Source organism: Lysinibacillus sp. EB106-09-02-XG168 (genome assembly GCF_058791475.1).
In genome coordinates this window covers 4414600-4439501 of record NZ_JBYTDN010000003.1, presented here as the reverse complement: position 1 = coordinate 4439501, position 24902 = coordinate 4414600, and the positions used below count along the sequence as shown (strand labels likewise).

The 24902-nt window shown below is 37.8% G+C and carries 21 protein-coding genes; 17 read left to right on the top strand and 4 right to left on the bottom strand.

Annotated features, from left to right (window positions below):
• Positions 1 to 7: 7 nt before the first annotated feature.
• The 4 genes from AC3WSO_RS22440 (at position 8) to AC3WSO_RS22425 (ending at position 2547) form a co-directional block, all read left to right on the top strand.
• A complete protein-coding gene (locus AC3WSO_RS22440) occupies positions 8 to 619 on the top strand; it encodes an NUDIX hydrolase (RefSeq protein ID WP_492533767.1) in 612 nt (203 codons plus the stop codon).
• Between the two features lie 620 nt (positions 620 to 1239).
• Positions 1240 to 1704, top strand: a complete 465-nt coding sequence (locus tag AC3WSO_RS22435; RefSeq protein WP_492533765.1) for a hypothetical protein — start codon at positions 1240 to 1242, stop codon at positions 1702 to 1704.
• A gap of 21 nt (positions 1705 to 1725) precedes the next feature.
• Positions 1726 to 1917, top strand: a complete 192-nt coding sequence (locus AC3WSO_RS22430) for a hypothetical protein (RefSeq protein WP_492533763.1) — start codon at positions 1726 to 1728, stop codon at positions 1915 to 1917.
• An 18-nt stretch (positions 1918 to 1935) separates the two neighbouring features.
• Complete coding sequence (locus tag AC3WSO_RS22425) at positions 1936 to 2547, top strand: alpha/beta hydrolase (protein ID WP_492533761.1); 612 nt, start codon at positions 1936 to 1938, stop codon at positions 2545 to 2547.
• Between the two features lie 107 nt (positions 2548 to 2654).
• Here AC3WSO_RS22425 and AC3WSO_RS22420 read toward each other — a convergent pair whose 3' ends face one another.
• The 3 genes from AC3WSO_RS22420 to AC3WSO_RS22410 form a co-directional block, all read right to left on the bottom strand.
• On the bottom strand, positions 2655 to 4766 hold the full coding sequence (locus AC3WSO_RS22420; RefSeq protein ID WP_492533759.1) for an MMPL family transporter: 2112 nt from the start codon (positions 4764 to 4766) through the stop codon (positions 2655 to 2657).
• 183 nt (positions 4767 to 4949) lie between these two features.
• Positions 4950 to 5966 (bottom strand): inorganic phosphate transporter, encoded by a 1017-nt coding sequence (locus AC3WSO_RS22415; RefSeq protein ID WP_492533758.1) that lies wholly within the window; start codon positions 5964 to 5966, stop codon positions 4950 to 4952.
• Positions 5967 to 5986: 20 nt separating this feature from the next.
• A complete protein-coding gene (locus tag AC3WSO_RS22410) occupies positions 5987 to 6607 on the bottom strand; it encodes a DUF47 domain-containing protein (protein ID WP_079562474.1) in 621 nt (206 codons plus the stop codon).
• Between the two features lie 739 nt (positions 6608 to 7346).
• Between AC3WSO_RS22410 and AC3WSO_RS22405 the strand changes: the two genes are divergently transcribed.
• Together AC3WSO_RS22405 and AC3WSO_RS22400 are read left to right on the top strand one after the other, a co-directional pair.
• Positions 7347 to 8033: an ABC transporter ATP-binding protein gene (locus tag AC3WSO_RS22405; protein WP_492533756.1), complete on the top strand. Its 687-nt coding sequence runs from the start codon at positions 7347 to 7349 to the stop codon at positions 8031 to 8033.
• A gap of 1 nt (position 8034) precedes the next feature.
• Entirely contained in the window at positions 8035 to 9354 is a 1320-nt protein-coding gene (locus AC3WSO_RS22400; RefSeq protein ID WP_492533754.1) for an ABC transporter permease, read from the top strand.
• Between the two features lie 447 nt (positions 9355 to 9801).
• Here AC3WSO_RS22400 and AC3WSO_RS22395 read toward each other — a convergent pair whose 3' ends face one another.
• Positions 9802 to 10962, bottom strand: a complete 1161-nt coding sequence (locus AC3WSO_RS22395) for a class I SAM-dependent methyltransferase (RefSeq protein WP_492533752.1) — start codon at positions 10960 to 10962, stop codon at positions 9802 to 9804.
• 183 nt (positions 10963 to 11145) lie between these two features.
• Here AC3WSO_RS22395 and putP point away from each other — a divergent pair, with 183 nt between their 5' ends.
• The 11 genes from putP (at position 11146) to AC3WSO_RS22340 (ending at position 24902) form a co-directional block, all read left to right on the top strand.
• A complete protein-coding gene (gene putP, locus AC3WSO_RS22390; protein WP_492533750.1) occupies positions 11146 to 12633 on the top strand; it encodes a sodium/proline symporter PutP in 1488 nt (495 codons plus the stop codon).
• Between the two features lie 158 nt (positions 12634 to 12791).
• The gene (gene hflX, locus AC3WSO_RS22385) at positions 12792 to 14078 is read left to right on the top strand and encodes a GTPase HflX (RefSeq protein WP_492533748.1); all 1287 of its coding nucleotides are present in this window, start codon (positions 12792 to 12794) and stop codon (positions 14076 to 14078) included.
• A gap of 405 nt (positions 14079 to 14483) precedes the next feature.
• The gene (locus AC3WSO_RS22380) at positions 14484 to 15971 is read left to right on the top strand and encodes a peptide MFS transporter (protein ID WP_492533747.1); all 1488 of its coding nucleotides are present in this window, start codon (positions 14484 to 14486) and stop codon (positions 15969 to 15971) included.
• Between the two features lie 345 nt (positions 15972 to 16316).
• Positions 16317 to 17462 carry a M20 peptidase aminoacylase family protein gene (locus AC3WSO_RS22375; protein WP_492533745.1) on the top strand — a complete coding sequence of 382 codons (1146 nt, stop codon included), beginning with the start codon at positions 16317 to 16319 and terminating at the stop codon, positions 17460 to 17462.
• On the top strand, positions 17462 to 18286 hold the full coding sequence (locus AC3WSO_RS22370) for a GNAT family N-acetyltransferase (RefSeq protein ID WP_492533743.1): 825 nt from the start codon (positions 17462 to 17464) through the stop codon (positions 18284 to 18286). The genes AC3WSO_RS22375 and AC3WSO_RS22370 overlap by 1 nt, the downstream gene beginning before the upstream one ends.
• Positions 18287 to 18308: 22 nt before the next feature.
• Positions 18309 to 19415, top strand: a complete 1107-nt coding sequence (gene menC, locus AC3WSO_RS22365; RefSeq protein WP_492533741.1) for an o-succinylbenzoate synthase — start codon at positions 18309 to 18311, stop codon at positions 19413 to 19415.
• 312 nt (positions 19416 to 19727) lie between these two features.
• Positions 19728 to 20780, top strand: a complete 1053-nt coding sequence (locus tag AC3WSO_RS22360) for a YkvI family membrane protein (protein WP_492533739.1) — start codon at positions 19728 to 19730, stop codon at positions 20778 to 20780.
• 393 nt (positions 20781 to 21173) lie between these two features.
• On the top strand, positions 21174 to 22124 hold the full coding sequence (locus AC3WSO_RS22355) for an ABC transporter permease (RefSeq protein ID WP_197143796.1): 951 nt from the start codon (positions 21174 to 21176) through the stop codon (positions 22122 to 22124).
• Positions 22117 to 23070 (top strand): iron chelate uptake ABC transporter family permease subunit, encoded by a 954-nt coding sequence (locus AC3WSO_RS22350; RefSeq protein ID WP_492533738.1) that lies wholly within the window; start codon positions 22117 to 22119, stop codon positions 23068 to 23070. The genes AC3WSO_RS22355 and AC3WSO_RS22350 overlap by 8 nt, the downstream gene beginning before the upstream one ends.
• Positions 23067 to 23828, top strand: a complete 762-nt coding sequence (locus AC3WSO_RS22345) for an iron ABC transporter ATP-binding protein (RefSeq protein ID WP_492533736.1) — start codon at positions 23067 to 23069, stop codon at positions 23826 to 23828. The genes AC3WSO_RS22350 and AC3WSO_RS22345 overlap by 4 nt, the downstream gene beginning before the upstream one ends.
• A 63-nt stretch (positions 23829 to 23891) precedes the next feature.
• Positions 23892 to 24902 carry a siderophore ABC transporter substrate-binding protein gene (locus AC3WSO_RS22340; RefSeq protein ID WP_492533734.1) on the top strand — a complete coding sequence of 337 codons (1011 nt, stop codon included), beginning with the start codon at positions 23892 to 23894 and terminating at the stop codon, positions 24900 to 24902.

Sequence of the window (24902 nt, the reverse complement as noted above, 5' to 3'; positions counted from 1 at the left end):
GGAAAAAATGGAACAAGAAATTGTGAAAGTTTTTAATGAACAGCATGAACAGATAGGGACAGCAACGAGAGCAGAGGTACATGAAAAAGGACTATGGCATGAAACATTCCACTGTTGGCTTGTCAATGAGGACTATATCTATTTCCAAATCCGTAGTGCACAAAAAAAGGACTATCCTGGTTTGCTTGATATTACAGCAGCGGGGCATTTATTAGCCGTAGAGACAGTCGAGTCAGGAATTCGCGAAGTAAAGGAAGAGCTAGGACTCGATGTTGACGTACACGAAGTAGTTAAAATGGGCATGACATCATGTAGTATCGTTTCAGAGAACATGATTGACAATGAATTTTGTCATGTTTTTATATATCCATTCAAACATGATTGGGAATCATTTAACCTGCAGTATGAGGAAGTGTCAGGGGTCGTTCGAGCAAAGCTTGACGAGGCAGAGGCATTCTTTTTAGGAGAAACAGCTACTTTAAATATTGAAGGCTATGAATATTTCCCTGATGGTCAACGAGTGAAAATTGTGCGCCCCGTAAGTGCTGCACAATTTGTCCCTTACCGGGAACTATACGTTGCACATGTTATTCAGTTTGTAAAAGATAAAATGTTATGAATTTGTGGGGTGTCTGAAAAAACCTTCATAGGAATTCTAGCATAATTGTAAAAGGTAAATCCGCTTCGCTTTCCATGGGATAAGCTATGTGCCACATCGGTACATTCTTATTTTTTCCAAAGAGAGTTTAAGCGGATTTTTTCTTTAATAGTAAAAATGATTAGGATCTGACTTCTTGTCTAATCATTAATTTTGTTAAAGAGTATGCCGTGTATATAAGTTGATCTTGGGTGACTCCTTTGGGATTAGTAATAGAGGAACGGAGGCTAAAAGCATCACGTCCTGTTATAACGCCTTCTACGTTATAGTGATGTGATTTTCTAATTTGGGTCTCTCATCTTAATTTAGGGATGACGTTTTGTTAAAACGTATGCTGTGCGAATAAGTTGATTGGAGTGGAGATTGGGCGACTCCTCGGGGATTAGCGTCACAGATGAGACCCTGCAGCGAAGCGAAGCGGCTCATCGGACGCCCCCAGGAAAGCGCCCAATCGGTACGGAAATCAACCTACACGTTATGGACATGAAACTTTACTTTTAGTAATGCCTATTTTACTTCAATATAACAGGAATAATAAGTTATACTAAAAGAGATATTGAATAGAAAAGGAGCATTTTTATATGCTAACATTTGAACAAAAGCAAGCCATCATCGACTCATTTCCTGAACTGACAAAGAAGGAAATTTCATTGAAACGCGTAAATTATCACTTTAAGGATAGCCTTTATGAAAAGACCATTGTTGTGGAAAAACTACACCCAAATGGCAACGGCTTTGTATTTGTCGGTGATTTATTGCGCTACGAGGAAGAAGCAAGCGATAAAGGCCTAGTAAATATTCGTGACTACGATGAACAACAACTTCGTGAAATTATTGAAGATGCCATTCAATATTTATCGGAAGAAGCAGAGGAGCAAGAGCCGATCGAAGAGCTATGGCAAAATCGTGAAGGTGCTCAATTAATGCTAGCCTTTGAGCAGCGTTCGTGGAATGTTTATCATGGAGAAAACTTAGAAGAAGCCTTTGGTACACACGATGCTGCGAAAGAATATTTACTAGAAGAAGGTTTTCGTAAAAAGAAATAGTAATTCGGGGGATACGAACGAATGAATGGGAAAAAAATAGTAGGAATAGTTATTGTTGTTGTTCTAGCGGCTTGTTTATTTTCAGTATTTACAATCACAAAATTTTATGAAGATCATAAGGAACAGCCAAATAGTGAAAATCGTGAAATAAATAAGTCAAAGAGCTTGAATTTAATTTTGCCACAGGCTACAATTATCTCGAATTCAAGATAATTGAGAGGTGGACTGTAAATGCAGCACGTTTTTTATAAAGGAACAGATGAAACAAAACCGATTTTTTTACTGTTACACGGTACAGGTGGGAATGAACAAAGCTTAATTGGCCTTGCGAAGGAAATTGATGAAACAGCAAGTATTTTAAGTGTCCGTGGAAATGTCCTTGAAAATGGTATGCCACGCTTTTTCCGTAGATTAGCGGAAGGTGTTTTTGATATAGAGGATTTAATTTTCCGTACGAAGGAATTAAATGACTTTTTATTAGAAGCCGCGCAGCGGTATGGCTTTGACCGTAATCGAGTTGTTGCTATCGGCTATTCTAATGGCGCGAACATTGCTGCTAGCCTATTATTCCATTATGAGGATGCTCTAGCAGGTGCAATACTGCATCATCCAATGGTGCCTAGACGCGATATTAAATTGCCTACACTTTCTTCAACTCCTGTCTTTATCGGTGCTGGAACGAATGATCCAATGTGTACTGCTCAGGAATCTGAAGATTTAGAGGCGCTTTTAACGTCAGCTGGGGCTGATGTGACAACTGTATGGTTTAATTATGGTCATCAGCTAACAATGCCTGAGGTAGAAGCTGCAAAAGAATGGTACGACCGTATTTATTCAAAATAAATAAAAATCCGCTACCTTTGAGTGAGGGAGCGGATTTTTTTAATTTCTTTCAGCAGGTGTCCAAAAACAAAGCTGAGTCTGGATGCTGAGGCATAATTGATGACCGTTTATTTCTGTTTCTTCGCAAATGGTAGCCACCAATTCCAGTCCCCAAAGAGCTTCATAAGACTAGGAACAAGCATGAGGCGAATAATAGTTGCATCGATGGCGACCGCAATAGCTATACCAACCCCAATTTGCTTCACTGGCATCACATCTGTAAAAGCGAATGCCCCTGTTATAACAATCATAATAAGCGCTGCTGACGTAATGATACGACTTGTAGAAGTTAGACCATCAATCGTGGCACGTGTATTATCCGCCCCTTTTTGATATTCCTCTTGAATGCGAGATATTAAAAAGACTTCATAGTCCATACTTAAGCCGAATACAAGACAAAATACAATTACTGGGATAATAAGGACAATCGTACCGGCTTCAATGCCCAAATGTCCATATTGGAAAATATAGACGAGAATACCGAAGGCTGATGAAAGTCCAATGATATTCATAATAATCGCTTTCAGTGGGATTAAAATAGAGCGGAAAGCGACCATTAAAATAAAGAACGTTGAAATGATAATAATAGATACAGCCAAGGAAATTTTACTAGCAATTTCATCGAAAATCTCTTGATTGAATTTCGCGTGACCTCCGAGTGTAAAATCGACACCTAAATCTTTATCTTTCCATGTTCGAGCAAATTCTTGAGCGGTAGTGGATGAACCGGCTGCATCCAATGTAATTGGGATAAAGAGTTGATTATCTTTAGCAAACGTATTTAGAATTGGTTTTAATTGTTCGGCCACTTGTGGAGTTTTCAAAGAAGCAGTCAGTTCCTCAGGTGACTTAATGTTAGCCGTCGTATAAATGGTTGAAACATGATTTACTAATGGGTCATCAAGCAACTTTTCTTGAATAGTGTAAATAAGCTTTCTTGCTTCATTATCTTCCCAGCCTTCTTTACGTTCGGCCAATAAATATAATGTTGAGGTATCACCAAGTCCAAACGTCTCATCTAGCTGATCATAAGCAGCACGTGCCTCATATTTCACCGGTAATGAATCCACCTGAGGAATTGTAAGTTTAATATCCTTCAATGGAATCATGCCAATGCCTAGTAATAATAAAGCCGCAATAACGATGGCAACAGGATGTTTCATGACAAAACCGGCAAAACCACGCCAACGATTTGTACCACCAGATTTTACACGTAAAAGGCGCCATTTATTAAGGCGATCTCCTAATAACATCATCGTAGCAGGTAGCAAGGTTAAGCCGGAAAGGACTGCAAGAAATACAACAATTGCGCCTCCTAAAGCGATATTATGAAAAATCTCGACGTCAATGACAATCATGGCACCTAAGCCGATCATGACACAAGCAGCAGAAAAGATGATTGAACGGCCAGCTGTCTGTATCGACGTTTGAATAGCTTGTACAATGGATGTTTGAGCACGTTCTTCTCTATATCGGTTAATAAATAACAAGGCAAAATCAATGCTTAATGCAAGTCCAAGCATGGGCACTATATTTAATACAAAAATCGATAAATTGACATTACCGCTAAACAAAGTCAAAATTCCAAACGCAGTGACAACAGTAACTAAGCCAATAACGATAGGTAAGATGGAGGCTACGACAGTACCGAAAGCTAGTAATAGCACTATGATAGCGATTGGTAAGCCTATTGCCTCTGCAGACGCTAAATCCTTTTGACTGGCTGTATTGATGTCCGCTGAAATAACAGGTCCGCCAGTAATGCTCACACCACCATCCTCTATTAATGAACGAATGTCTTTCACAACATCCGGTAGCTGATCAACATTATTTTTAAGATGAATCATGGCATAAGCAATATCATTCTTTTGTAAAGAAACATCATCGAGTGGTGACTGGATTGACTGAATCTCCTTAATTTTTTTTAACTTTTTTAAAGTATCTTGAATCTTCTTATCATCAGCTGGATTGAAGACGACCAAAATTGTCTCGGAAGATAAATCAAATGTTTTAGCAAGCTCATTGGTTACGTAGGTATGATCATCTTTCACGAAGAAACCGTCGCCATGAAGTTTACTTGGAAGTTGTATAGCAAACATAGCCATGAAAATAAAAATGACGAACCATAAGGCTACGATAGCTTTAGCGTGGGCTGTTATAAAAGCTGAAAAAGTTTTCATAGTAGGTACTGTCCCCCTTTTTAAAATAGTGTAAAGGATGTGTCACATTTTGTCGTGTAATAATATAAAGACTCCTGTCCCTAATAAGGAACAGGAGTCTTAGTATGCAATCAAAATCACTATGCCCTGGCATAATTACGTGAAATCCGCATTTATCTCATCATCTATAGAGGTGAGAAGAAGTTAAAAGAATAACGATAATAAAAAGTAAATTATCGCTGCCATAACTGCAGAAATTGGCATTGTAATAATCCAAGTAGTGACGATTTTACGCGCCATCCCCCAGTTTACGCCACGCACACGTTGTGCAGAGCCGACGCCCATGATAGAAGAAGAAATAACGTGTGTTGTAGAAACTGGTAGATGAATTAATGTAGCACCGAAGATAACAGAGGCAGATGCTAAATCTGCTGCAACTCCGTTTACTGGACGGATTTTCATAATTTTACCGCCGACTGTTTTAATAATTTTATAGCCACCGATAGAAGTACCAAGCCCCATTGCAGTTGCTGCTGCAGCTCGTACCCAGAAAGGAATTTCATCTCCTGTATACAAACCACCAGCGATTAACGCCATCGTCATAATCCCCATTGCCTTTTGCGCATCGTTTGTACCATGTGTAAAAGATTGAATGGCGGCAGTGAAAATTTGCATCGTACGGAAACCTTTATTCGTACGATATAAATTTAAGTTTTTAAACAATAATTTAAACAGTGTCATCATAATAAAGCCGGCGCAAATCGCAAGGATTGGTGATAGCACTAAGGCCATAATGATTTTAGTGAAACCGCCATAGTTTAGAACGTCGAAGCCAGCAGAAGCAACTGCTGCACCAGCAATGGAGCCAATCAGAGTGTGTGAAGAACTCGATGGAATACCGAAATACCACGTTAGTAAGTTCCAAATAATAGCGGAGATTAATGCTGCTAAAATAACGACTGAACCAGTTGTATCTCCAGTAAAGGCATTTAAAGCGAATGGATCTACAATATCTTTTGTTAAAGCCTTTGCAACACCGACGAAAGTAATAGCTCCGATAAAGTTCATCACGGCAGCCATCATGATAGCTACGCGAGGTTTCAATGCTCTAGTGGAAACCGAAGTTGCAATAGCATTTGCTGTATCATGGAAGCCATTGATAAAGTCAAATGTTAGGGCGAAGATAACGACCAGTACGGTTAGAATAATGATTGTGTTCATTGTAAGTGCCCATCTCCTAATTACGCGTTACGCATGATAATTGTTTCCATAGTATTTGCAACGTTTTGGCAATGATCAGCGATATCTTCAAGTTGTTCATATATATCTTTATATTTAATAAGTCGAATCGGATCTTTTTCATTTAAAAATAGTTGTTTAATAGACGAACGTTGCACTTCATCACATTCACGTTCATAGTCCTTAATAAGAATTGCGTGTGGGCGCATGCCAATAAGATTCTTTTTCTTTAACTCTTCTGTTGCTTTTACAATTTCATCAGCACTTTTTGAAATATAGCCTAAGAAAGTACGCATTGATTCGTCAACTTCTGTTAGAGAGAACATTTCAAAATGAGCGATACAATGCTCCGTACCATCTAATACGTCGTCCATACGAATTGCAAATTCTAGAATGTCTTCGCGCTCGATAGGTGTCATAAATGATTTGTTTAGCATCACGATCAGTTCGTGAATGAGCTTATCACCAGCTGTTTCATAATTTTTCATAGTAATGCTAATCTCTTTTAAGTCAGCTACACTGTTAATACGAAAATCATTTGCGTAATGTACGGCCTCTCTCATATTCTCAGCAATTTTATGCAAAGCTATAAAGAAAGGGTCTTGTTTTTTTGAGTTAAGCATGTAAATCGAATCCTCCTGGATATAAATAAATTGGCCTCTAAACTTTACTATCATAACAAAATCTTTAATTTATCTACATAAATTTTTTCTATTCTCCATAAAACTTTACAATCCTGTAATATACAATTTGCTCACATAATAATAATGGAACCTCTGTATTTGTTTTTATTAATACAGGAAAACGCTTTAAATATAGATTTTATAAGGATTTACACTTTCTGTTTCATACAAAAGAATACTATGGAGACATATAATTTTGAATAACTTATATGTCAGAATTGTAAAGGGAATGTAAAGGGATTGTTTTGCTCATAGTTTTCCCATTTCTTAAGAATATCTTCATTTTTATCCTTCAACTTTATTAAGAATTCTTGTCTACAATGGAGAAGGAATTACTCATCACCATATATTTAGGATGATATTTGTTAAAAACATATCCATGTATATAAGTTGATCTTCGTTACGGCTGGGCGACTCCTCGGGAATCAGCAATAGAGGAACGAAGGCTAAAACCATCACATCTTGTGATAACGCCTTCGTGACCAACAACAAATGTTTTCTGTAGCGAAAGCAAAACGTCAGCAACAAATGGGTTATCTGTGCGAAAGCGAAGCGTCAGCAACAAATGTGTTATCTATGCGAAAGCGAAGCGTCAGCAACAAAACTCCCAGTCCGAACGGAAATCAACCACATGTTATGGTGATGTATTTAAAAAATGTGAAAGGGTGTTTATTTGAAAATGATTCAAGTCGAAAACTTACAACATACATTTTTAATTGGAAAGAAAGGCAAGGAAAAACAGGTTCCGGTATTAAAAGGTGTCAACTTTGAGGTGAAAAAAGGAGAGATTGTCGCAATTGTTGGTAAAAGTGGCTCCGGTAAATCTACCTTATTACAAATACTAGCTGGATTTATGAAATCAGAACAAGGATCTATTAAGGTAAACGGTAAAGAAGCAGCTAATTTTACTGAAGTAGAAAGTGCAGCCTTTCGCTTGCAACATTTCGGATTTATCTTTCAAAACTTCCAACTAATGCCGGGTTTAACGGCGTCTGAAAACATAGAGCTACCATTGAAGTTACAAGGTATCAAAAAAGCAATGCGTGCTGAAAAGGTGAAAATATTAATGGACAAGGTTGGTTTAACGGAGGTAGCAGACCATTACCCAAATGAATTATCGGGTGGTCAGCAACAGCGTGTTAGTATTGCGAGAGCCTTAATTACAAATCCACCTATTTTGCTGGCAGATGAGCCGACAGGAAGCCTTGACTCAGAAACAGAGCAAGATATATTGCTGCTCATTCAAAGTCTAAACCGTGAGTTTGGTTTAACATTCGTCATTATTACTCACGACGAGGAAGTAGCAACAATAGCACATCGACGTTTCCGCATGTGCGACGGGGAACTTGTAAAGGAGGAAGCATAACATGTTATTTAAAGATCAATTAGATTTTGTTACACAGCATATAAAGAAAAATAAATTACGTGTGTTTATGACGGTACTAGCGGCGACGATGGGTTGTGCATTTTTGATTGTCCTCGCATCAGTCGGGTTTGGGCTGCAGGATTCCATACGTAATGAAATATTATCGGATGAAAATATTACGAAAATTCAAGTGTTTGGTAATGATCAATTTACAGAGGAACAAATCCATGAAATAAAAAGTATAGAACATGTGAAAACAGTACTTGAAACGATTACTGTCAATGCATCCGGACATTCATTTTTTGAAGATCGCGATACACTATCTGATGTATACGTTGCGAATATGCAAGATTTTGAGCAAGTAAATGGCAAACTTGCGAAAGGGAAGTATCCAACAAAGCCAAATGAAATCGTTGTAGGTTATCATTTTGCTCAAACATTAATAAATGATGCTGAGCGCAAAATTATTGAAGAGAAAAGTAAAAAAGCTGAAGCGGAAGGCACGTTTTATAATGGTAGTGAGGAAGGGTATAAGGACTCATTAATTGGTAAAGAAATCGAATTGTCATTAATGCCGCATACTGATAATGCAGAAGAGGGAGAGAAAATAAAGTATACGGTAGTTGGTGTTATGAAGAAGCCTTCTTATGATTGGATGGTCAATAAATCTATTTATATGGATACTGAGCAAAAGCCTACGCTGACAACTAATTTAGCAACAACAGGTAATGTTAAAGAGGATGACATGTTTCATTCAGAATTCAATATTTTCGCTGATAGCGTGGAAAATGTAAAACCTATATTAGACAAACTAAAAGACGATGGCTATAACGTTTATTCTGTGACTGAGCAGTTGGATCAAATGAATGTATTTTTCCTAGTTTTAAAAATCGGCTTAATTTTTGTAGGAACAATTGCTGTTCTGATCGCCTCGATTGGCATTTTCAATACAATGACAATGGCAGTTACGGAGCGTACTCGTGAAATCGGTGTTTTAAAGGCGATTGGAGCAAGTCCAAAGATTATTCAACGATTGTTCTTAATGGAAAGTACGTTCATTGGTATTATTGGGACGTTAATAGCTGTAGTTATTTCATATATTATTAGCTTCGTAGCAAATGCTGCACTGCCTGTAATTCTAGAGGCAGCAACAGGGGAAGAGGCATTTAGTAAAAATAACATTACATTTTCACTTATTCCTTGGCAGCTCGTTATTATTGCAGCAGCGATTAGTATTAGTGTAGCGATGATTTCAGGCTATCGTCCGGCACGAAAGGCCACAAAAATTGACGTTATTCAAGCATTACGACAAGAACTATAATAGAAAGGGCGGTCCAAAATTTATTGGACCGCCCTTTTAATTTGATTAAGCAAATTGAGAAATACTCGCGGAGAGTGAATACCCGCGCTTCGCGATGAAATACCCGCGGAAGGAGAGTGAATACCCGCGCTTCGCGATGAAATACCCGCGGAAGGAGAGTGAATACCCGCGCTTCACGATGAAATACCCGCGGAAGGAGAGTGAATACCCGCGCTTCGCAATGAAATACCCGCGGAAGGAGAGTGAATACCCGCGCTTTACGATGAAATACCGCGGAAGGAGAGTGAATACCCGCGCTTCGCGATGAAATACTCGCGGAAGGAGAGTGAATACCCGCGCTTCACAATGAAATACCCGCGAAAGGAAGACGAATATCCGCGTTCCGCGATGAAATACCCGCAGAGGCAGCGTGAATTCTTGCGCTTCACTCACTAATACCCCGGTATATTATAGGTAAGCCTGTAACTCATTCGCTAAAAACGGCTTGGCATTTAGTAACTTTAAAAACGCATCGTAGCTAGCGCGCTGTTCAGAGCTTGGCTTTTTACCAGTACGATATGCTCTTATTAAAATGTTTTTTGGTGTGTTTTCCATATCGATAAACTCCAGCAGCTGTGCCTCGTAGCCCACAAGTGATAGAATTTCTGCTCGGATTGCGTCCGTTGCAAGTGCTGAAAAACGCTCGCGTACGAGGCCGTGCTGAAGCATGATATCAAGATCTGGTGTATTAAGCTGGCGGTTTAGCTCATGCTGGCAACAAGGGACGCTTAAAATAACGCTTGCTCCCCATTTCACAGCGCGTGCCAATGCCATATCAGTGGCAACATCACAAGCATGTAGAGTTACTACCATGTCCACGGCAGACTCATCATTATAATCATTAATATCTCCTACTAGAAATTCGAGTTGTTCATAGCCTAAATCTTGTGCAATTTGTGAGCATTCTTCGATGACTTCCTTCTTTAAATCCAAACCAGTGACACGAATGTCTAAGCCTTTTTCGATTTTTAAATAATGGTATAAGGCGAATGTTAAATAGGATTTGCCTGAACCGAAATCTAAAATACGAACCTGACGATCTTTTGGTAAATATGTTAATGCATCATCAATAAATTCGATGAAGCGGTTGATTTGTTTAAACTTATCGTATTTTTGTTTTTTTATTTTTCCTTCTTCCGTTTGTACGCCAAGACGAATTAAAAATGGATATGGCTTATCCTCTGCCAGCAAATAGTTTTTCTTGCGATTATGCGCTAAATTAACTTGCTTTGGCGTAGAGGACTTATCAGATTTCCATAGTACTTTGTTCTTTTTTGATAGCTGCACTTGTATTTTTTCATCAATAAAATCAATATGTGCTTGGCGGTAATCGTTAAAAAATGCTTCTAGTTTCTCAGGGAAATCTTCTAATAAAACATTTTCATGCTTTAAAATACGTTCAAATTGATATTCAACTTGTATATGGTAAGCATCCTTCAATAATAAAGGTTTTAGCTTTATACGTTTTACTTCGTTTGATTTCATACGTGATTGACTGATTGTTGCAGTAACAAGTTGCTGTTGTAAAATTCGCTCTATAAGCTGAGCTTTCATTTCTTCAAATGTCATACATTTCGCCTTCTTTATCGTGTTATAGATGGCACTAGTTTAACATACTTTATGATTTGCATTGCTATTATAAATTTTAGAATTCTCTCTTTGAATAATTATAGGTTATCTTGTATATGTGTGGTATTTTAAATATAGAGAATTTTTAATAAAAAGATTTATGGGGAAATAAGGGGGAAAAATATGTCTGCAAACATGTATCAATTACTTTCGATTATCATTTATATGATAGCTATGCTAGGAATCGGTTGGTATGCATTTGTTAAAACATCTAATTTAACCGATTACATGCTCGGTGGGCGTTCGCTAGGCCCTGCTGTCACAGCGCTAAGTGCAGGTGCAGCAGATATGTCTGGCTGGCTGTTAATGGGTTTACCGGGTGCGATCTATTTATCTGGAATTGTTGAGGCCTGGATTGCTATTGGTTTAACGATTGGTGCCTATTTGAATTGGTTACTAGTAGCACCGAGACTACGTGTATATACACAAGTTGCAAATGACTCAATTACTATTCCGAGTTATTTAGATAATCGTTTACGTGACAACACAAAGCTAATAAGAATTGCGTCAGGTATTATTATTTTAATTTTCTTTACATTTTATGTTTCTTCGGGAATGGTTGCAGGAGGCAAGTTTTTTGATAGTTCATTTGGCTATGAATACCATACTGGTTTATTGATTGTATCTGCTGTTGTTGTGGCATACACATTGTTTGGAGGATTTTTAGCTGTTAGTTATACAGACTTTTTACAGGGTCTAATTATGTTTGTTGCACTTATTTCTGTACCGTTATTTGGATTGTTTTTAACAGGTGGAATTGGAGACACGATAGCATCTATTAAAGCTGTAAATCCTGAACATCTAAGTTTATTACCAGCAACTGCAACTGCTGCGGCAATTATTTCATCACTTGCATGGGGACTAGGTTATTTCGGACAACCACATATTATCGTACGCTTTATGGCAATAAGTTCAGTAAAAGAAACAAAGCAGGCACGTCGTATCGGTATTGGCTGGATGATGCTAAGTTTGTTCGGGGCGATTGCAACAGCTTTGGTAGGTGTGGCATATTATGAACAAAATGCAGGTGAGTTAAAGGACGCTGAGACAGTATTTATTGTACTTGGCCAAATCCTATTCCACCCATTCATTGCAGGGATAATGCTAGCTGCTATTTTAGCCGCGGTTATGAGTACAATTTCATCACAATTAATTGTTACTTCGTCAGCACTTGTCGAAGATATTTATAAAGCTATATTTAATAAAACGGCAGATGATAAGCATTATGTCTTTATTGGCCGTGTCGCTGTTTTAGTTGTAGCTATTATCGCAGCGATTTTAGCGTGGAATCCCGATAATTCTATTTTAGGCCTAGTAGGCTTTGCTTGGGCTGGTTTCGGTGCAGCATTTGGTCCAGTAATATTGCTGTCTCTATATTGGAGAAAATTAACGAATTACGGAGCTCTTAGTGGGATGATAGCAGGTGCTACAACCGCCTTCGTTTGGGGGAAAATAAAGGTCTTATCTGAATCGTTATATGAGATTGTTCCAGGCTTCTTCGTCTGCTTAATTGTTGCGGTTATTGTCAGCATCCTGACATATAAACCGAATAAAGATATTGAAGACGAGTTTGATCGTACTGAAGTATTGTTAAAAGAAGAACGTAAGTAAATAAATGTAGTGCGCCTTTTGTATAGAGGGCGCATTTTTTTAGATATACATGTTCTTAAAGATAAGATAACTACTAAACAACACGAATTTGGACATTATATGGTAAGATGAAGAAAATTTGTCGTAGTAGCATAAAGGCATTGGTGGGAGGTTTGTGGATGGATAGAATTAAAGAAGTTGATGTATTGGTAGAAAAAGCTATTTTAGTTGGTGTGAATTTACGGAATGATGAGCATTTTGATTATTCAATGGAGGAGCTAAAAAATTTAGCTGAAGCTTTAAATGTTGAAGTAGCCGGCATTGTCACACAAAATTTAGAGCGAGTTACGCCATCTCATTATGTTGGAACAGGGAAAATTGAAGAAATAAAAAACTTTTATGATGAAGTACAAGCAAATTTAGTGATTTTTAATGATGAATTATCACCTTCGCAAATCCGTAATTTAGAGCGCGATTTAGAGACAAAGGTTATTGATCGAACGATGTTGATTTTAGATATTTTTGGACGACGTGCTAAAACAAGTGAAGCACAGCTGCAAGTTGAGTTAGCGCAATTGCAATATATGCTACCTCGTCTGGTTGGCTTGCATGCTTCTCTCAGTCGCCAAGGTGGCGGCACTGGTGGTGGCTTTAAAAATCGTGGTGCTGGTGAAACAAAGCTCGAGCTAGACCGTCGTAAAATTGAGGATCAAATTGCAAAAATAAAGAAGGACCTAGAGCATGTGAAGGAGCAACGAGAGACGCAGCGTAAACAAAGACGTAAAAATGCCGTCCCTGTCGTTTCCATTGTTGGCTATACGAACGCTGGTAAGTCAACCATTATGAATCAGCTTCTTACGAAAATAGGGCAGGAAGATCATAAGCAAGTGTTTGAGAAGGATATGCTTTTTGCCACACTTGAAACATCTGTCCGTCAAATAGAATTACCGGATAAGAAGACATTTTTATTAACAGATACAGTTGGTTTCGTTAGCAAATTACCGCATCATCTAGTGAAGGCATTCCGCTCAACTCTAGAAGAGGCTCGTGATGCCGACTTATTACTACATGTTGTGGATGTTTCCAATTCTGAGCACGGCTTTATGATGGAAGTAACAAATGAAACCCTTAAAGCAGTTGGTGTTGAAGGGATTCCAACAATTTATGTATATAATAAAGCTGATATAGCAAACGTTCCATACCCTGTGATCAGCGGTGATAATATTTGGATTTCAGCGAAGGAAGGAACTGGATTAGAGGAATTATTGCAAATGATACGTCAGCATATATTCTCTGATTATGTAACATGTAAAATGCTCATTCCTTATGAGCAGGGAAATATCGTCTCTTATTTAAATGAACATGCCTCTGTCTATGAAACAGCGTATGAAGAAAATGGCACGCTGTTAACAATAGAGGCAAAAGAAGCGGATTATGCAAAATTCCAACAATATGTAATTAATTGATCACAGGCATGTTCTAAAAACATGTTAGAAGCACTTCGTGTTTCTAACATGTTTTTTGTTGCAAAAGAAAAAGCGAATTTATATCATTGTAGATTAAATTTTAGATAATACTAGCTTATTTGTTAATAAAGTAAATAATCAGATTATAAAATATTTTAGAATAATTTTATGGAGGTTTATAAATTAGTAGATATTAAAGAGTAAGAAAACTCAGGAATATCAATAGGTTTGCTATAATTATAGCGAAATGAATCTGAATTTAAAGAAAAGGTGTAAAATTCCAACATTTTTTAAAACTCTTGAAAAAGTTTTTAAAACACTTTAGTATGATGAAATAAAGTTTTTATCCTTACAATTGGGTAATAATATTATTATTGAATAATGAAATCGGGAGAGGATATTTTTATGTCTACTAAAGATGAAATTGTAAAATCCGTCCCTCAAAACGGCTTTGTCGGACACCCTAAAGGGCTCTTTACATTATTTTTCACAGAATTTTGGGAACGCTTCTCATACTACGGTATGCGAGCAATTCTGATTTTCTTTATGTATTATGAATTACATGAAGGCGGCTTAGGCCTAGATCGTGGAACAGCGAACTCAATTATGGCTATCTACGGATCATTGGTTTACATGTCAGGGATTATCGGTGGTTGGATTGCTGACCGAATACTGGGTACACGTAGAACCATTTTTTATGGCGGCGTGTTCATTATGTTTGGTCATTTCCTGTTAGCGTTACCTGGTGGCGTAGGCATGTTGTTTGCTTCAATGTTCTTTATTGTTATTGGGACAGGCTTATTAAAACCGAACGTTTCAAGCATTGTCGGAGATATGTATGCGGATACAGATAGCCGTCGTGATGCAGGTTTTTCAATTTTCTATATGAGTATTAATATGGGATCATTCCTTGCGCCATTAATTGTCGGAACAATTGGACAAAAGTATAATTTCCACCTAGGCTTTGGTATAGCAGGGTTAGGGATGTTTATTGGTTTAATTATTTTTAAATTAACAGGGAAAAAATATTTAGGGTTAGCAGGGTTACAGGTAAACAATCCGTTACTACCTGAAGAACGAAAAAAAGTCTTTACACGATTTGGGATTATAGCGCTACTTATTATTATTGCTGGGGCAATTGGTATTAAAACTGGCGTACTAACAATGAATGTTTTTGGTATCATTATTACGACGCTAGGTATTGTAATTCCAACGGTGTTCTTTATTTATATGTATCGCAGTGAGAAAACAACAAAGGATGAGAAGTCTCGCGTGCTCGCTTATATCCCTTTGTTTTTATCGGCAGTAATGTTTTGGGCAATCCAAGAACAAGGGGCAACTATTTTAGCAACGTATGCAGATAGTCGTACACGATTGGATATTGGCAGTTTTCATATTCAATCTTCTTGGTTCCAATCGTTAAACCCTTTGTTCGTCGTTACGATGGCTCCGTTATTTGCTATGTTATGGATGAAATGGGGAGATAAGCAACCATCTACACCGCGTAAATTCGCTTATGCATTATTCTTTGCAGGATTGTCATTCATAGTGATGATGCTACCAGCGTATTTATCTGGTGGTACAGATTTAGTAAGTCCATGGTGGTTAGTATTATCATTCTTTTTAGTTGTAGTTGGGGAGTTATTATTATCGCCAGTAGGGTTGTCAGTTACTACAAAATTGGCTCCAAAGGCTTTTGCTGCACAAACGATGTCACTTTGGTTTTTAACAAGTGCAGCCGCGCAAGCAATCAATGCACAACTTGTAAAAGTCTATGAAGTGGTAAGTGAATTCACATACTTCGGTTTCTTAGGCTCATTATCAATTGTTTTCGGGATTATAATATTAGTACTTTCGCCAATTATTTCAAAAGCTATGCGAGGTATTAATTAATCAAAAGATGCAAGTACAGTTATTCACATAACCGTACTTGTATTTTTTTTTGCATAAAGAAATATTTTGTTGATAATCTGCTCATCACATAACGTGATGCTTTTAGCCTTCGTTCCTCTATCACGCTGATCCCCAAGGAGTCGCCCAGTCGGAACGAAAATCAACTAATATGCTTTAACAAAAGGATAAGTCTGATCTTTTACTTATTATATGCATCGTATTAGCTCGCTGTAGCATTTAGTGGAAATCAGCATCATTCTAATCAATGGACGTTTCTGTGTAGAAAAGTTTTTATTTTCATTTATAATAATCTTAATAGTATGAAAATTTAAGGGGTTGGATGCTATGAAGGAAGCTTTGAGTCGGTTGAGGCCAAGAATAATGGAGATTTTCACGTATTTACACGCGAATCCAGAAATAAGCTGGCATGAGGTAGAAACAACAAATTATATTTTCGATTTACTAACTCGTGAAGGTTTTTCACCAATACGCTTTAAAAATAGTACAGGGCTGTATGTTGATGTAGGGAATGGTCAACCCAAAGTCGGTTTGCGTACGGACATGGATGCGTTATGGCAAGAAGTAGATGGTGAATTTCGTGCGAATCACTCCTGTGGCCATGACGGACATATGACGATGGCAATCGGTGCTCTCTTACTTTTGAAAGAGCTTGCTCCATCATTCAACGGTACAATTCGTGTAATTTTTCAACCAGCGGAAGAGAAAGGAACAGGCGCTTTCTCTGTTTTAAAAGAAGGAGTCATTGATGATTTAGACTTTTTATTTGGTGTCCATGTAAGACCTGTCCAAGAGCTTGAAGACGGTACATATTGTGCCGCGTTGCACCATGGAGCTTCTCGATTATTAGAAGGAGAAATCATTGGAGAGGATGCCCATGCTGCTAGACCGCATCTTGGCGTGAATGCCATTGAAGTAGGAGCAACTATTATTGAAGATTTACGAACCATTCATACAGATCCGATGGTTCCTGTATCAATTAAGATGACTAAATTTCATGCAGGAGGAGAATCCGGCAATATTATTCCTGGGAGTGCAGCGTTCACCATTGATATACGAGCTCAACAAAATGATGTGATGGATGCACTTGCACAGGGAGTAAAAAGGGTTATTGATTCTTCCAAGCTGTTGCATAAAGTGCAGATTGAATTACGTACAGTGGCAAACATAGTAGCTGCTGAGGTAGACTCAACTGCTCAATCTCTTATGGAGAAAGCAATCGTGCAAGCAACGGGGGTGTCGAATTTAAGAAGGCCAATTCATACACCTGGAGGAGAAGATTTTCATCATTATGCTGTCCAACGCCCACATTTAAAATCTACGATGTTAGGTTTAGGCTGTGGACTAGCACCAGGACTACATCATCCGAAGATGAAATTTAAGCAGGCAAGGCTAGTAACTGGAGTTGAAATTCTTACAAGAGCGGTATTGTTAGCATTGGAGTCAGGGAATACAAAGGAGGGGTCAGCATAATGTTAGAGAGTGTGCGTATTCAAAAAGTAATGACACCTACAGAGGTTGCAGAAGTGCAAATTTTAAATGAAAGTATTTGGGGGAGTCAGGCTATTCCCTCTCATCAATTGTTAGCGGCTGTTCAAAATGGTGGATTAGTACTTGGGGCGTATTTAGATGAAAAGCTGATCGGCTTTAACTACTGCTTTGTTGGCTATGGACATGGAAAAATGTATTTACACTCACACATGATTGGTGTGGAGAAAACATATCGTGAACAAGGTGTAGGTGAATTATTAAAGCATGCTCAGCAGGAATATGCAAAAGAACATGGGTTTCAGCTTGTGATTTGGCTATTTGATCCACTAGAAGCATGTATGGCTAATTTATCGTTTTTGAAGCTCAATTCCTTTAGTCTTCAGTATGAAAATGATTATTATGGTCCGCTCAAGGATGATTTTAACGATGGGCTACCTTCAGATCGAATTGTCGTAGAATGGTGGATTGAACGTGATCGAGTGGATGATTCCTTAGATGAACTAGAAGAGGGAGCCGAAGAAATTGTACCGTGGTCTTTAACTGTAAATGGCTTACCAGTGCTCGATATTGAAGGGGAATTTCAGCGAGGGCAATTATTTTATAAGGACGCTTATTTATTGCCCATACCTCAATATTTACAAAAGATGAAAGTGGAAAGTCCTAAGCTTGCGGAAGACTGGCGTTATAAAGTTCGTACTATTTTATCGACATTATTTGAACAAGATTATGCAATCGTTCGAATGAAAAAGCACAAGGAATATGTCCATAGCTATCTATTAGTAAGACGTTCCTTATTAGCTTTATAATAAGGATAAGGAGTGAAATCTTGTGAAACTAGAACAGATTACAGTTAGACATATAAAAATGCCAATGAAATCACCGTTTACAACGAGTTTTGGCACAATTCATGAAAAGGAATTTTTACTTATTGAAGCGATAGATCAATCAGGAACTGTAGGATGGGGAGAAGCTGTTGCCTTTGTAGCACCTTGGTATACAGAGGAGACATTAAAAACAACATGGCATATGCTTGAAGACTTCTTGATACCTATCTTGTTACATAAAGAGGTTGGGCATCCAGATGAAGTTAGTGCTTTGTTTTCCTCTATTCGTCGTAACTGCATGGCGAAGTCCTCTATTGAAGGGGCTATATGGGACATTTATGCTCAACAAACGAAACAATCACTTGCAAAAGCATTAGGTGGACATAAGGAACAAATAGAGGTAGGCGTTAGCGTAGGTATTCAATCTTCCAACGAAGCATTAATAGATTTATTAAAAAGCCATGTAAATAAAGGCTATAAACGAGTAAAAGTGAAAATTAAGCCTGGTCACGATGTAGAAGTTATTCGTGCTATAAGAGCTGAAATGCCCGATCTGCCATTAATGGTAGATGCTAATTCAGCCTATACATTGAACGATATGGATGTATTGCAGCAACTTGATGCATTTAATCTATTAATGATTGAGCAACCTTTAGCTGTAGATGATATTGTCGATCATGCTAAGCTACAGCGAAAAATAAAAACGCCTATTTGTTTAGATGAAAGCATCACTTCCTATGAAGATACTCGAAAAGCGATAGAGCTAGGTAGTTGTGGTGTTATCAATATTAAAATAGGACGTGTAGGCGGTTTAACAGAAGCAAGAAGAATTCATGATTTATGTAAGGAAAATAAAATTCCTGTTTGGTGTGGTGGCATGCTAGAGGCAGGAATCGGACGAGCGCATAATATTGCATTAACATCGCTCACTAATTTTGTGCTACCAGGGGATACTGCAGGCTCTAGTCATTATTGGTTTGAGGATATCATTACACCTGAAGTAATTGTAGAAGATGGTTATATTCGTGTGCCACAAACAATTGGTATTGGATATACACCTAATATGAAGGTAATCGATAAGCTAACAATCAGCAGAAAGGTCTATCAATAATAGGTTCATCACCACACGTTGTGGATGACTTTTGGTAAAACGTCTACTATGTAAATAATTTGATCTTCGTTACGGCTGGGGCGACTTCTTGGGGATTAGCGATAGAGATGAACGAAGGCTAAAACCATCACATCCTGTGATAACGCCTTCGCGACCAACATCGTGTTGGCCTAAGCGGCTCATCGGACATCCCCAGGAAGCTCTGCTCTGTGCGAAAGCGTAGCGGCAGCAACAAAGCGCCCAGCCGGAACGGAAATCAAACACACGCTTTGGTGATGATCCCGATAATAGGATAAACAGGGAGAGAACTGATTGAAAAAAAGTTTGCAAATCGGTGGTGCCTATGTAGGAATTATCGTCGGTGCGGGATTTGCGTCAGGACAGGAAATCGTACTTTATTTTACGAGCTATGGCTTCCATGGGATATATGGTGCACTTATTGCGGCATTTGGATTTGCTTTAGTAGGAATGTGCATTGCACAAATTAGTTCAAGGTTACGTACGACATCGCACAAGGATTTAATTTATCAAATTTCAGGTAATACTATAGGCTTTGTGATGGATTATTTACTGTCCCTTTTCTTATTCGGTGTAGCAGTAATCATGTTTGCAGGAGCAGGTGCTACGTTTCATCAAATGTTTGGGCTGCCGGTTTGGCTAGGGAGCATTTGTATGATTGTACTGACTATAGCGACGGTTATGATGAATGTGAAGAGTATTATAAACATTATTGCTATTGCTACACCCTATCTGCTAGCAATTGTCTCGATCATAGCTGTCTATTCATTAGCTACGATGGATTTGACCTTTGTCGAACAAGCTGTTATCGCACAGCAAGCACAAGTGAGTACTAAAAGCTGGTGGACTACAGCTTTATTGTATACGTCTTTTAATATCGGTGTGTGTTTTTCTCTTTTAACTGTTATGTGCGGATCTATTCGCAATGAGAAGGTGGCGGGGATGGGAGGCATTATTGGTGGGGTTTTGCTCGGAGCTTTAATTCTTCTTATTAACCTTTCACTTCTTGCCAAAATGAATGTAATCGTTGGCCTAGATATACCGATGCTAGCTTTAGCAAATGAAATTCACCCTCTAGTCGGTCTGTTGATGTCTTTTTCCTTATTAGGGATGATTTATAATACAGCGGTAGGGATGTTCTATTCATTTATGGTAAGGTTTTTCAAACCTAATAAGGCTAGTTTTAAGGTTACTGCCTTTTTTATCGGAGCATTGGGCTTTTTAGCAAGTCTTGCTGGCTTCACGACGCTTGTAGCCAAGCTTTATGCAGTGATGGGGTATGTTGGTTTTATATTAATCATTTTAATTGTTTTTGCGTGGCTCAAAGGCGTTCGACGAATAGCATAACTTCTTTTAATCTGTAGCTAAAGCGACAACAACACATGACTGAGTAACCAACATCATGTTGTTGTTGCGCTTTCGCACAAAAGACATTATTTGGCCCAAAGCCTCCGGACGCAATTATTAATTGATTTAAAAGGTGATTGAGAAAAAATTAGTATTTCATTCTCAATTGCCTTTTTATTGTGACGAAAAAGTAGAGATATTTAACTTTGAGGAACTAAATAAGTAGGAATTCCGTTAAGAATGCTCGTGTTATTAAAGATTCTCAAATAAAACGAGAATAATTCTCAATGAAGGTTGACTGAGAATGGAAACGAGCTTATAATGAGAATCGTGAGTAATGATAATCATTTTCAATGATTATTACGAGCAAAAATGAATCTACCGGGGATTACAATGAAAAAAAGATATCTTTTAACAGCAACTGTTGTGTTGTCTATAGTTTCACTATTTATCGGAGTAGTTGATATTAAACCGAGTGATTTATTAGACTTCGAATCAGAAGAAACTAGACTATTTATTATTAGTCGTATACCGAGACTTGTAGCAATTTTGTTAGCAGGTGCAGGTATGAGTATTGCTGGTTTAATTATGCAAAGCTTAAGTAGGAATAAGTTCGTGTCACCAACGACAGCAGGTACATTAGATGCTACAAAGTTGGGGGTTCTAATTTCGATGATGTTTTTCACAAACGTCACGTATTTTCAAAAAATTTCCTTCGCTTTCCTATTTGCTTTAGCCGGCACATTATTGTTTATGCAAATATTAAATCGAATCAAGTTTAAAGATGCGATCTTTATACCGCTTATTGGCTTAATGTTTGGTAATATCCTTTCGTCAATTACAACGTTCTTTGCGTATAAAGCGGATATTATCCAAAACATTTCTGCGTGGTTACAAGGAGATTTCTCATTAATGATGAAAGGTCGTTATGAGCTTTTATACATAAGTGTACCCGTGCTTATATTAGCTTACATTTATGCGAACCGCTTTACAGTGGCAGGAATGGGTGAGGATTTTGCAAAAAATCTAGGTCTTTCCTATAAATTCATTGTGAATCTAGGTTTAGTGTTAGTAGCACTTATTTCGACAACGGTAGTACTGACAGTTGGTGTGATACCGTTTCTTGGTTTAATCATTCCAAATATAATTTCGCTGTTCAAAGGGGATAATCTCGCTAAGACATTGCCTCATACCGCACTACTAGGAATGTCGTTCTTGTTATTCTGCGACATTATAGGGCGTGTACTGATTTTCCCTTATGAAATTCCGATTAGTATGACTGTCGGTGTCATCGGAAGTGCAATCTTCCTAATTATGTTATTTAGGGGGAAAGCATATGCGTAACCGTACAAAAATGTTGATTTTACTAGGTTTGGCTGTAGCATCTATTTTGCTGTATGTATTTTATGGACTTAATGGTAACTTTCATTATGCGTTCCCACGCCGTCTCATTAAAGTGTTTGCTATGTCGTTAACCGGAATTGCGATTGCTTATTCGACGGTGGTTTTCCAAACGATTACACATAACCGTATTTTAACGCCAAGTGTGATGGGACTTGATGCATTATATATGATGGTTCAAACGTTCATCTTTTACTTCTTTGGCTCTATGTCGATATTCGTTATTAATGCCAAATACAATTTCTTACTAGCTGTTTCAGCTATGGTTATCTTTGCGTTAATTTTTTATCGTGTATTATTCAAGGAAGGTAAGCGTCCGATTTATTTCTTACTGCTTGTCGGTATGATTGTCGGAACGTTTTTAGGAAGCGTAACTACGTTCTTCCAAGTTTTAATAGATCCGAATGAATTTTTAAGCTTACAAAGTAAAATGTTTGCAAGTTTCAACAATGTCAATTCGGATTTAGTATGGCTTGCAGCTGTTGTCATCATCATTACCTTTATTTATGGCTGGCGTCATATGAACCAACTAGATGTAATGTCTCTTGGTCGGGATACAGCCATTAACCTAGGGGTACCATATGATAAGCTTGTACAACGTATGCTCATATTATCTTCGGTGTTAATAGCCGTTTCTACAGCTCTAGTTGGGCCTATTACGTTTTTTGGCTTAATCGTAGCAAATTTATCGTATCAATATTTCAAGACGTACAAGCACTCTGTAATTATCATAGGTTCTTGTGTAATGAGTATTGTAGCTTTAGTCGGTGGACAGTGGATGGTCGAACGTATATTTAACTTCGATACAACCCTGAGCGTTATTATAAACTTCGTAGGTGGCGTATACTTCATCTACTTATTATTGAAGGAAAGTAGGTCAGCAGGATGATCCAAGTAAAAGAACTCTCCAAGTACTTTGGGAAAAAACCGGTCATTCAAGATGTCAGTGTCGACGTTGTGCCAGGGAAAATAACATCTTTTATTGGACCAAATGGTGCAGGTAAATCAACATTGCTTTCAATGGTAAGCCGTTTACTTAATGCAGATACTGGAGAAGTATTACTCGACAAGTCAGATGTACGTCGTTGGAAATCAGATGATTTTGCAAAGCGAGTATCTATTTTAAAGCAGTCTAACTATATGAATGTACGTTTAACAATTCGTGAGCTTGTTTCATTCGGGCGATTCCCGTATTCAAAAGGTAATTTAAAGCCTGAGGATGAACTAAAAGTAGATGAAGCAATTCAATATATGAATTTAGAGGAAATTCAACACAATTATTTGGATGAATTATCCGGCGGCCAACGTCAACGTGCATTTATCGCAATGGTTATTGCACAGGATACAGACTATATTTTGCTTGATGAGCCGCTCAACAATTTAGACATGAAGCACTCTGTGCAAATCATGAAAATTTTGCGTAAGCTCGTGGATGAGTTAGGGAAAACGGTTGTCATCGTATTACACGATATTAACTTTGCTTCCGTCTACTCTGATCATATTGTTGCATTAAAAAATGGTCGTGTTGTCAAAGATGGCCCAACAAATGACATTATCAACCCTGATGCACTTAAAGAAATCTACGATATGGATATTCCTGTTCAAGAACAAAATGGATGTCGCATTTGTGTGTATTTCAACTCTTAGAAATAGTAAAGATGGGACAACCATCTATTAACTATAAATTAAATTTAAAGGAGCAATTTTACAATGAAAAATTGGAAATTACTAACTGTATTAATGGCTATGATGCTATTAGTATTAGCTGCTTGCGGTTCTAAGGACGAAGCAAAAAAAGAAGAGAAAGATTCTTCAACTGATAACAAACCTTCTGAGACGCAAAAGGAAGAAGCTACAGCTTATCCAATTACAATTCCAGGTAGCACACAAGATGAAAATACATTTAAAGAAGTAACTCTTGATAAAATGCCAGAAAAAGTTGTTGTATTTGACTATGGTTTCCTTGATACTTTAGATGCTTTAGATGTTAAAGTTGCAGGTGTTCCACAAAAATCAGTTCCAAAGTATTTAAGCAAATATGCTGATAAATCTTACGTAAATATTGGTGCTTTAAAAGAACCTGATTTTGAAGCAATCTCTAAAATGAACCCAGATATTATTTTCATCTCTGGTCGTCAAGCAGCAGCTTATGATGAGTTATCTAAAATTGCACCGACAGTATTCGTAGGTGTAGATGCAAAAGATTTCATGCCATCGTTCAAAGCTAACGTTGAATTAGCTGGTAAGATCTTTGGTAAAGAGAAAGAAGCTGCTGATGCATTTGCTGCTTACGAAGCAAAAGTAGAGGAAGTTAAAGCGGCAACAGCTTCAGCTAAAGAAAAAGCTTTAATCGTACTAGGTTCTGAAGGTGCATTATCTGCATATGGTCCTGGTTCACGTTTCGGTGTAATTCATGATGTTTATGGTGTAAAAGCTGCTGATGAAAAAATTGAAGCTTCTACACACGGTTCAAACGCATCATTTGAATATGTACGTGATACAAACCCAGATGTTTTATTCGTAGTTGACCGTGATGCTGCTGTAACTCCAGAAGGTGAGTCTGGTACAAAAGCTGCAATTGAAAACGAAATCGTTAGCGCTACTAACGCTGCGAAAAACGGTAAAATCTTCTATCTAGATCCACAAGTTTGGTATTTATCTGGTGGCGGTTTAACTTCTGAAACTCAAAAAGCTGATGACATTTTAAAGGCGTTTAAATAA

Coding starts and splice junctions, on each gene's coding strand:
- AC3WSO_RS22440 (WP_492533767.1), top strand. CDS start 8: ATGGAACAAGAAATTGTGAAAGTTTTTAATGAACAGCATGAACAGATA.
- AC3WSO_RS22435 (WP_492533765.1), top strand. CDS start 1,240: ATGCTAACATTTGAACAAAAGCAAGCCATCATCGACTCATTTCCTGAA.
- AC3WSO_RS22430 (WP_492533763.1), top strand. CDS start 1,726: ATGAATGGGAAAAAAATAGTAGGAATAGTTATTGTTGTTGTTCTAGCG.
- AC3WSO_RS22425 (WP_492533761.1), top strand. CDS start 1,936: ATGCAGCACGTTTTTTATAAAGGAACAGATGAAACAAAACCGATTTTT.
- AC3WSO_RS22420 (WP_492533759.1), bottom strand. CDS start 4,766: ATGAAAACTTTTTCAGCTTTTATAACAGCCCACGCTAAAGCTATCGTA.
- AC3WSO_RS22415 (WP_492533758.1), bottom strand. CDS start 5,966: ATGAACACAATCATTATTCTAACCGTACTGGTCGTTATCTTCGCCCTA.
- AC3WSO_RS22410 (WP_079562474.1), bottom strand. CDS start 6,607: ATGCTTAACTCAAAAAAACAAGACCCTTTCTTTATAGCTTTGCATAAA.
- AC3WSO_RS22405 (WP_492533756.1), top strand. CDS start 7,347: ATGATTCAAGTCGAAAACTTACAACATACATTTTTAATTGGAAAGAAA.
- AC3WSO_RS22400 (WP_492533754.1), top strand. CDS start 8,035: ATGTTATTTAAAGATCAATTAGATTTTGTTACACAGCATATAAAGAAA.
- AC3WSO_RS22395 (WP_492533752.1), bottom strand. CDS start 10,962: ATGACATTTGAAGAAATGAAAGCTCAGCTTATAGAGCGAATTTTACAA.
- putP (WP_492533750.1), top strand. CDS start 11,146: ATGTCTGCAAACATGTATCAATTACTTTCGATTATCATTTATATGATA.
- hflX (WP_492533748.1), top strand. CDS start 12,792: ATGGATAGAATTAAAGAAGTTGATGTATTGGTAGAAAAAGCTATTTTA.
- AC3WSO_RS22380 (WP_492533747.1), top strand. CDS start 14,484: ATGTCTACTAAAGATGAAATTGTAAAATCCGTCCCTCAAAACGGCTTT.
- AC3WSO_RS22375 (WP_492533745.1), top strand. CDS start 16,317: ATGAAGGAAGCTTTGAGTCGGTTGAGGCCAAGAATAATGGAGATTTTC.
- AC3WSO_RS22370 (WP_492533743.1), top strand. CDS start 17,462: ATGTTAGAGAGTGTGCGTATTCAAAAAGTAATGACACCTACAGAGGTT.
- AC3WSO_RS22355 (WP_197143796.1), top strand. CDS start 21,174: ATGAAAAAAAGATATCTTTTAACAGCAACTGTTGTGTTGTCTATAGTT.
- AC3WSO_RS22350 (WP_492533738.1), top strand. CDS start 22,117: ATGCGTAACCGTACAAAAATGTTGATTTTACTAGGTTTGGCTGTAGCA.
- AC3WSO_RS22345 (WP_492533736.1), top strand. CDS start 23,067: ATGATCCAAGTAAAAGAACTCTCCAAGTACTTTGGGAAAAAACCGGTC.
- AC3WSO_RS22340 (WP_492533734.1), top strand. CDS start 23,892: ATGAAAAATTGGAAATTACTAACTGTATTAATGGCTATGATGCTATTA.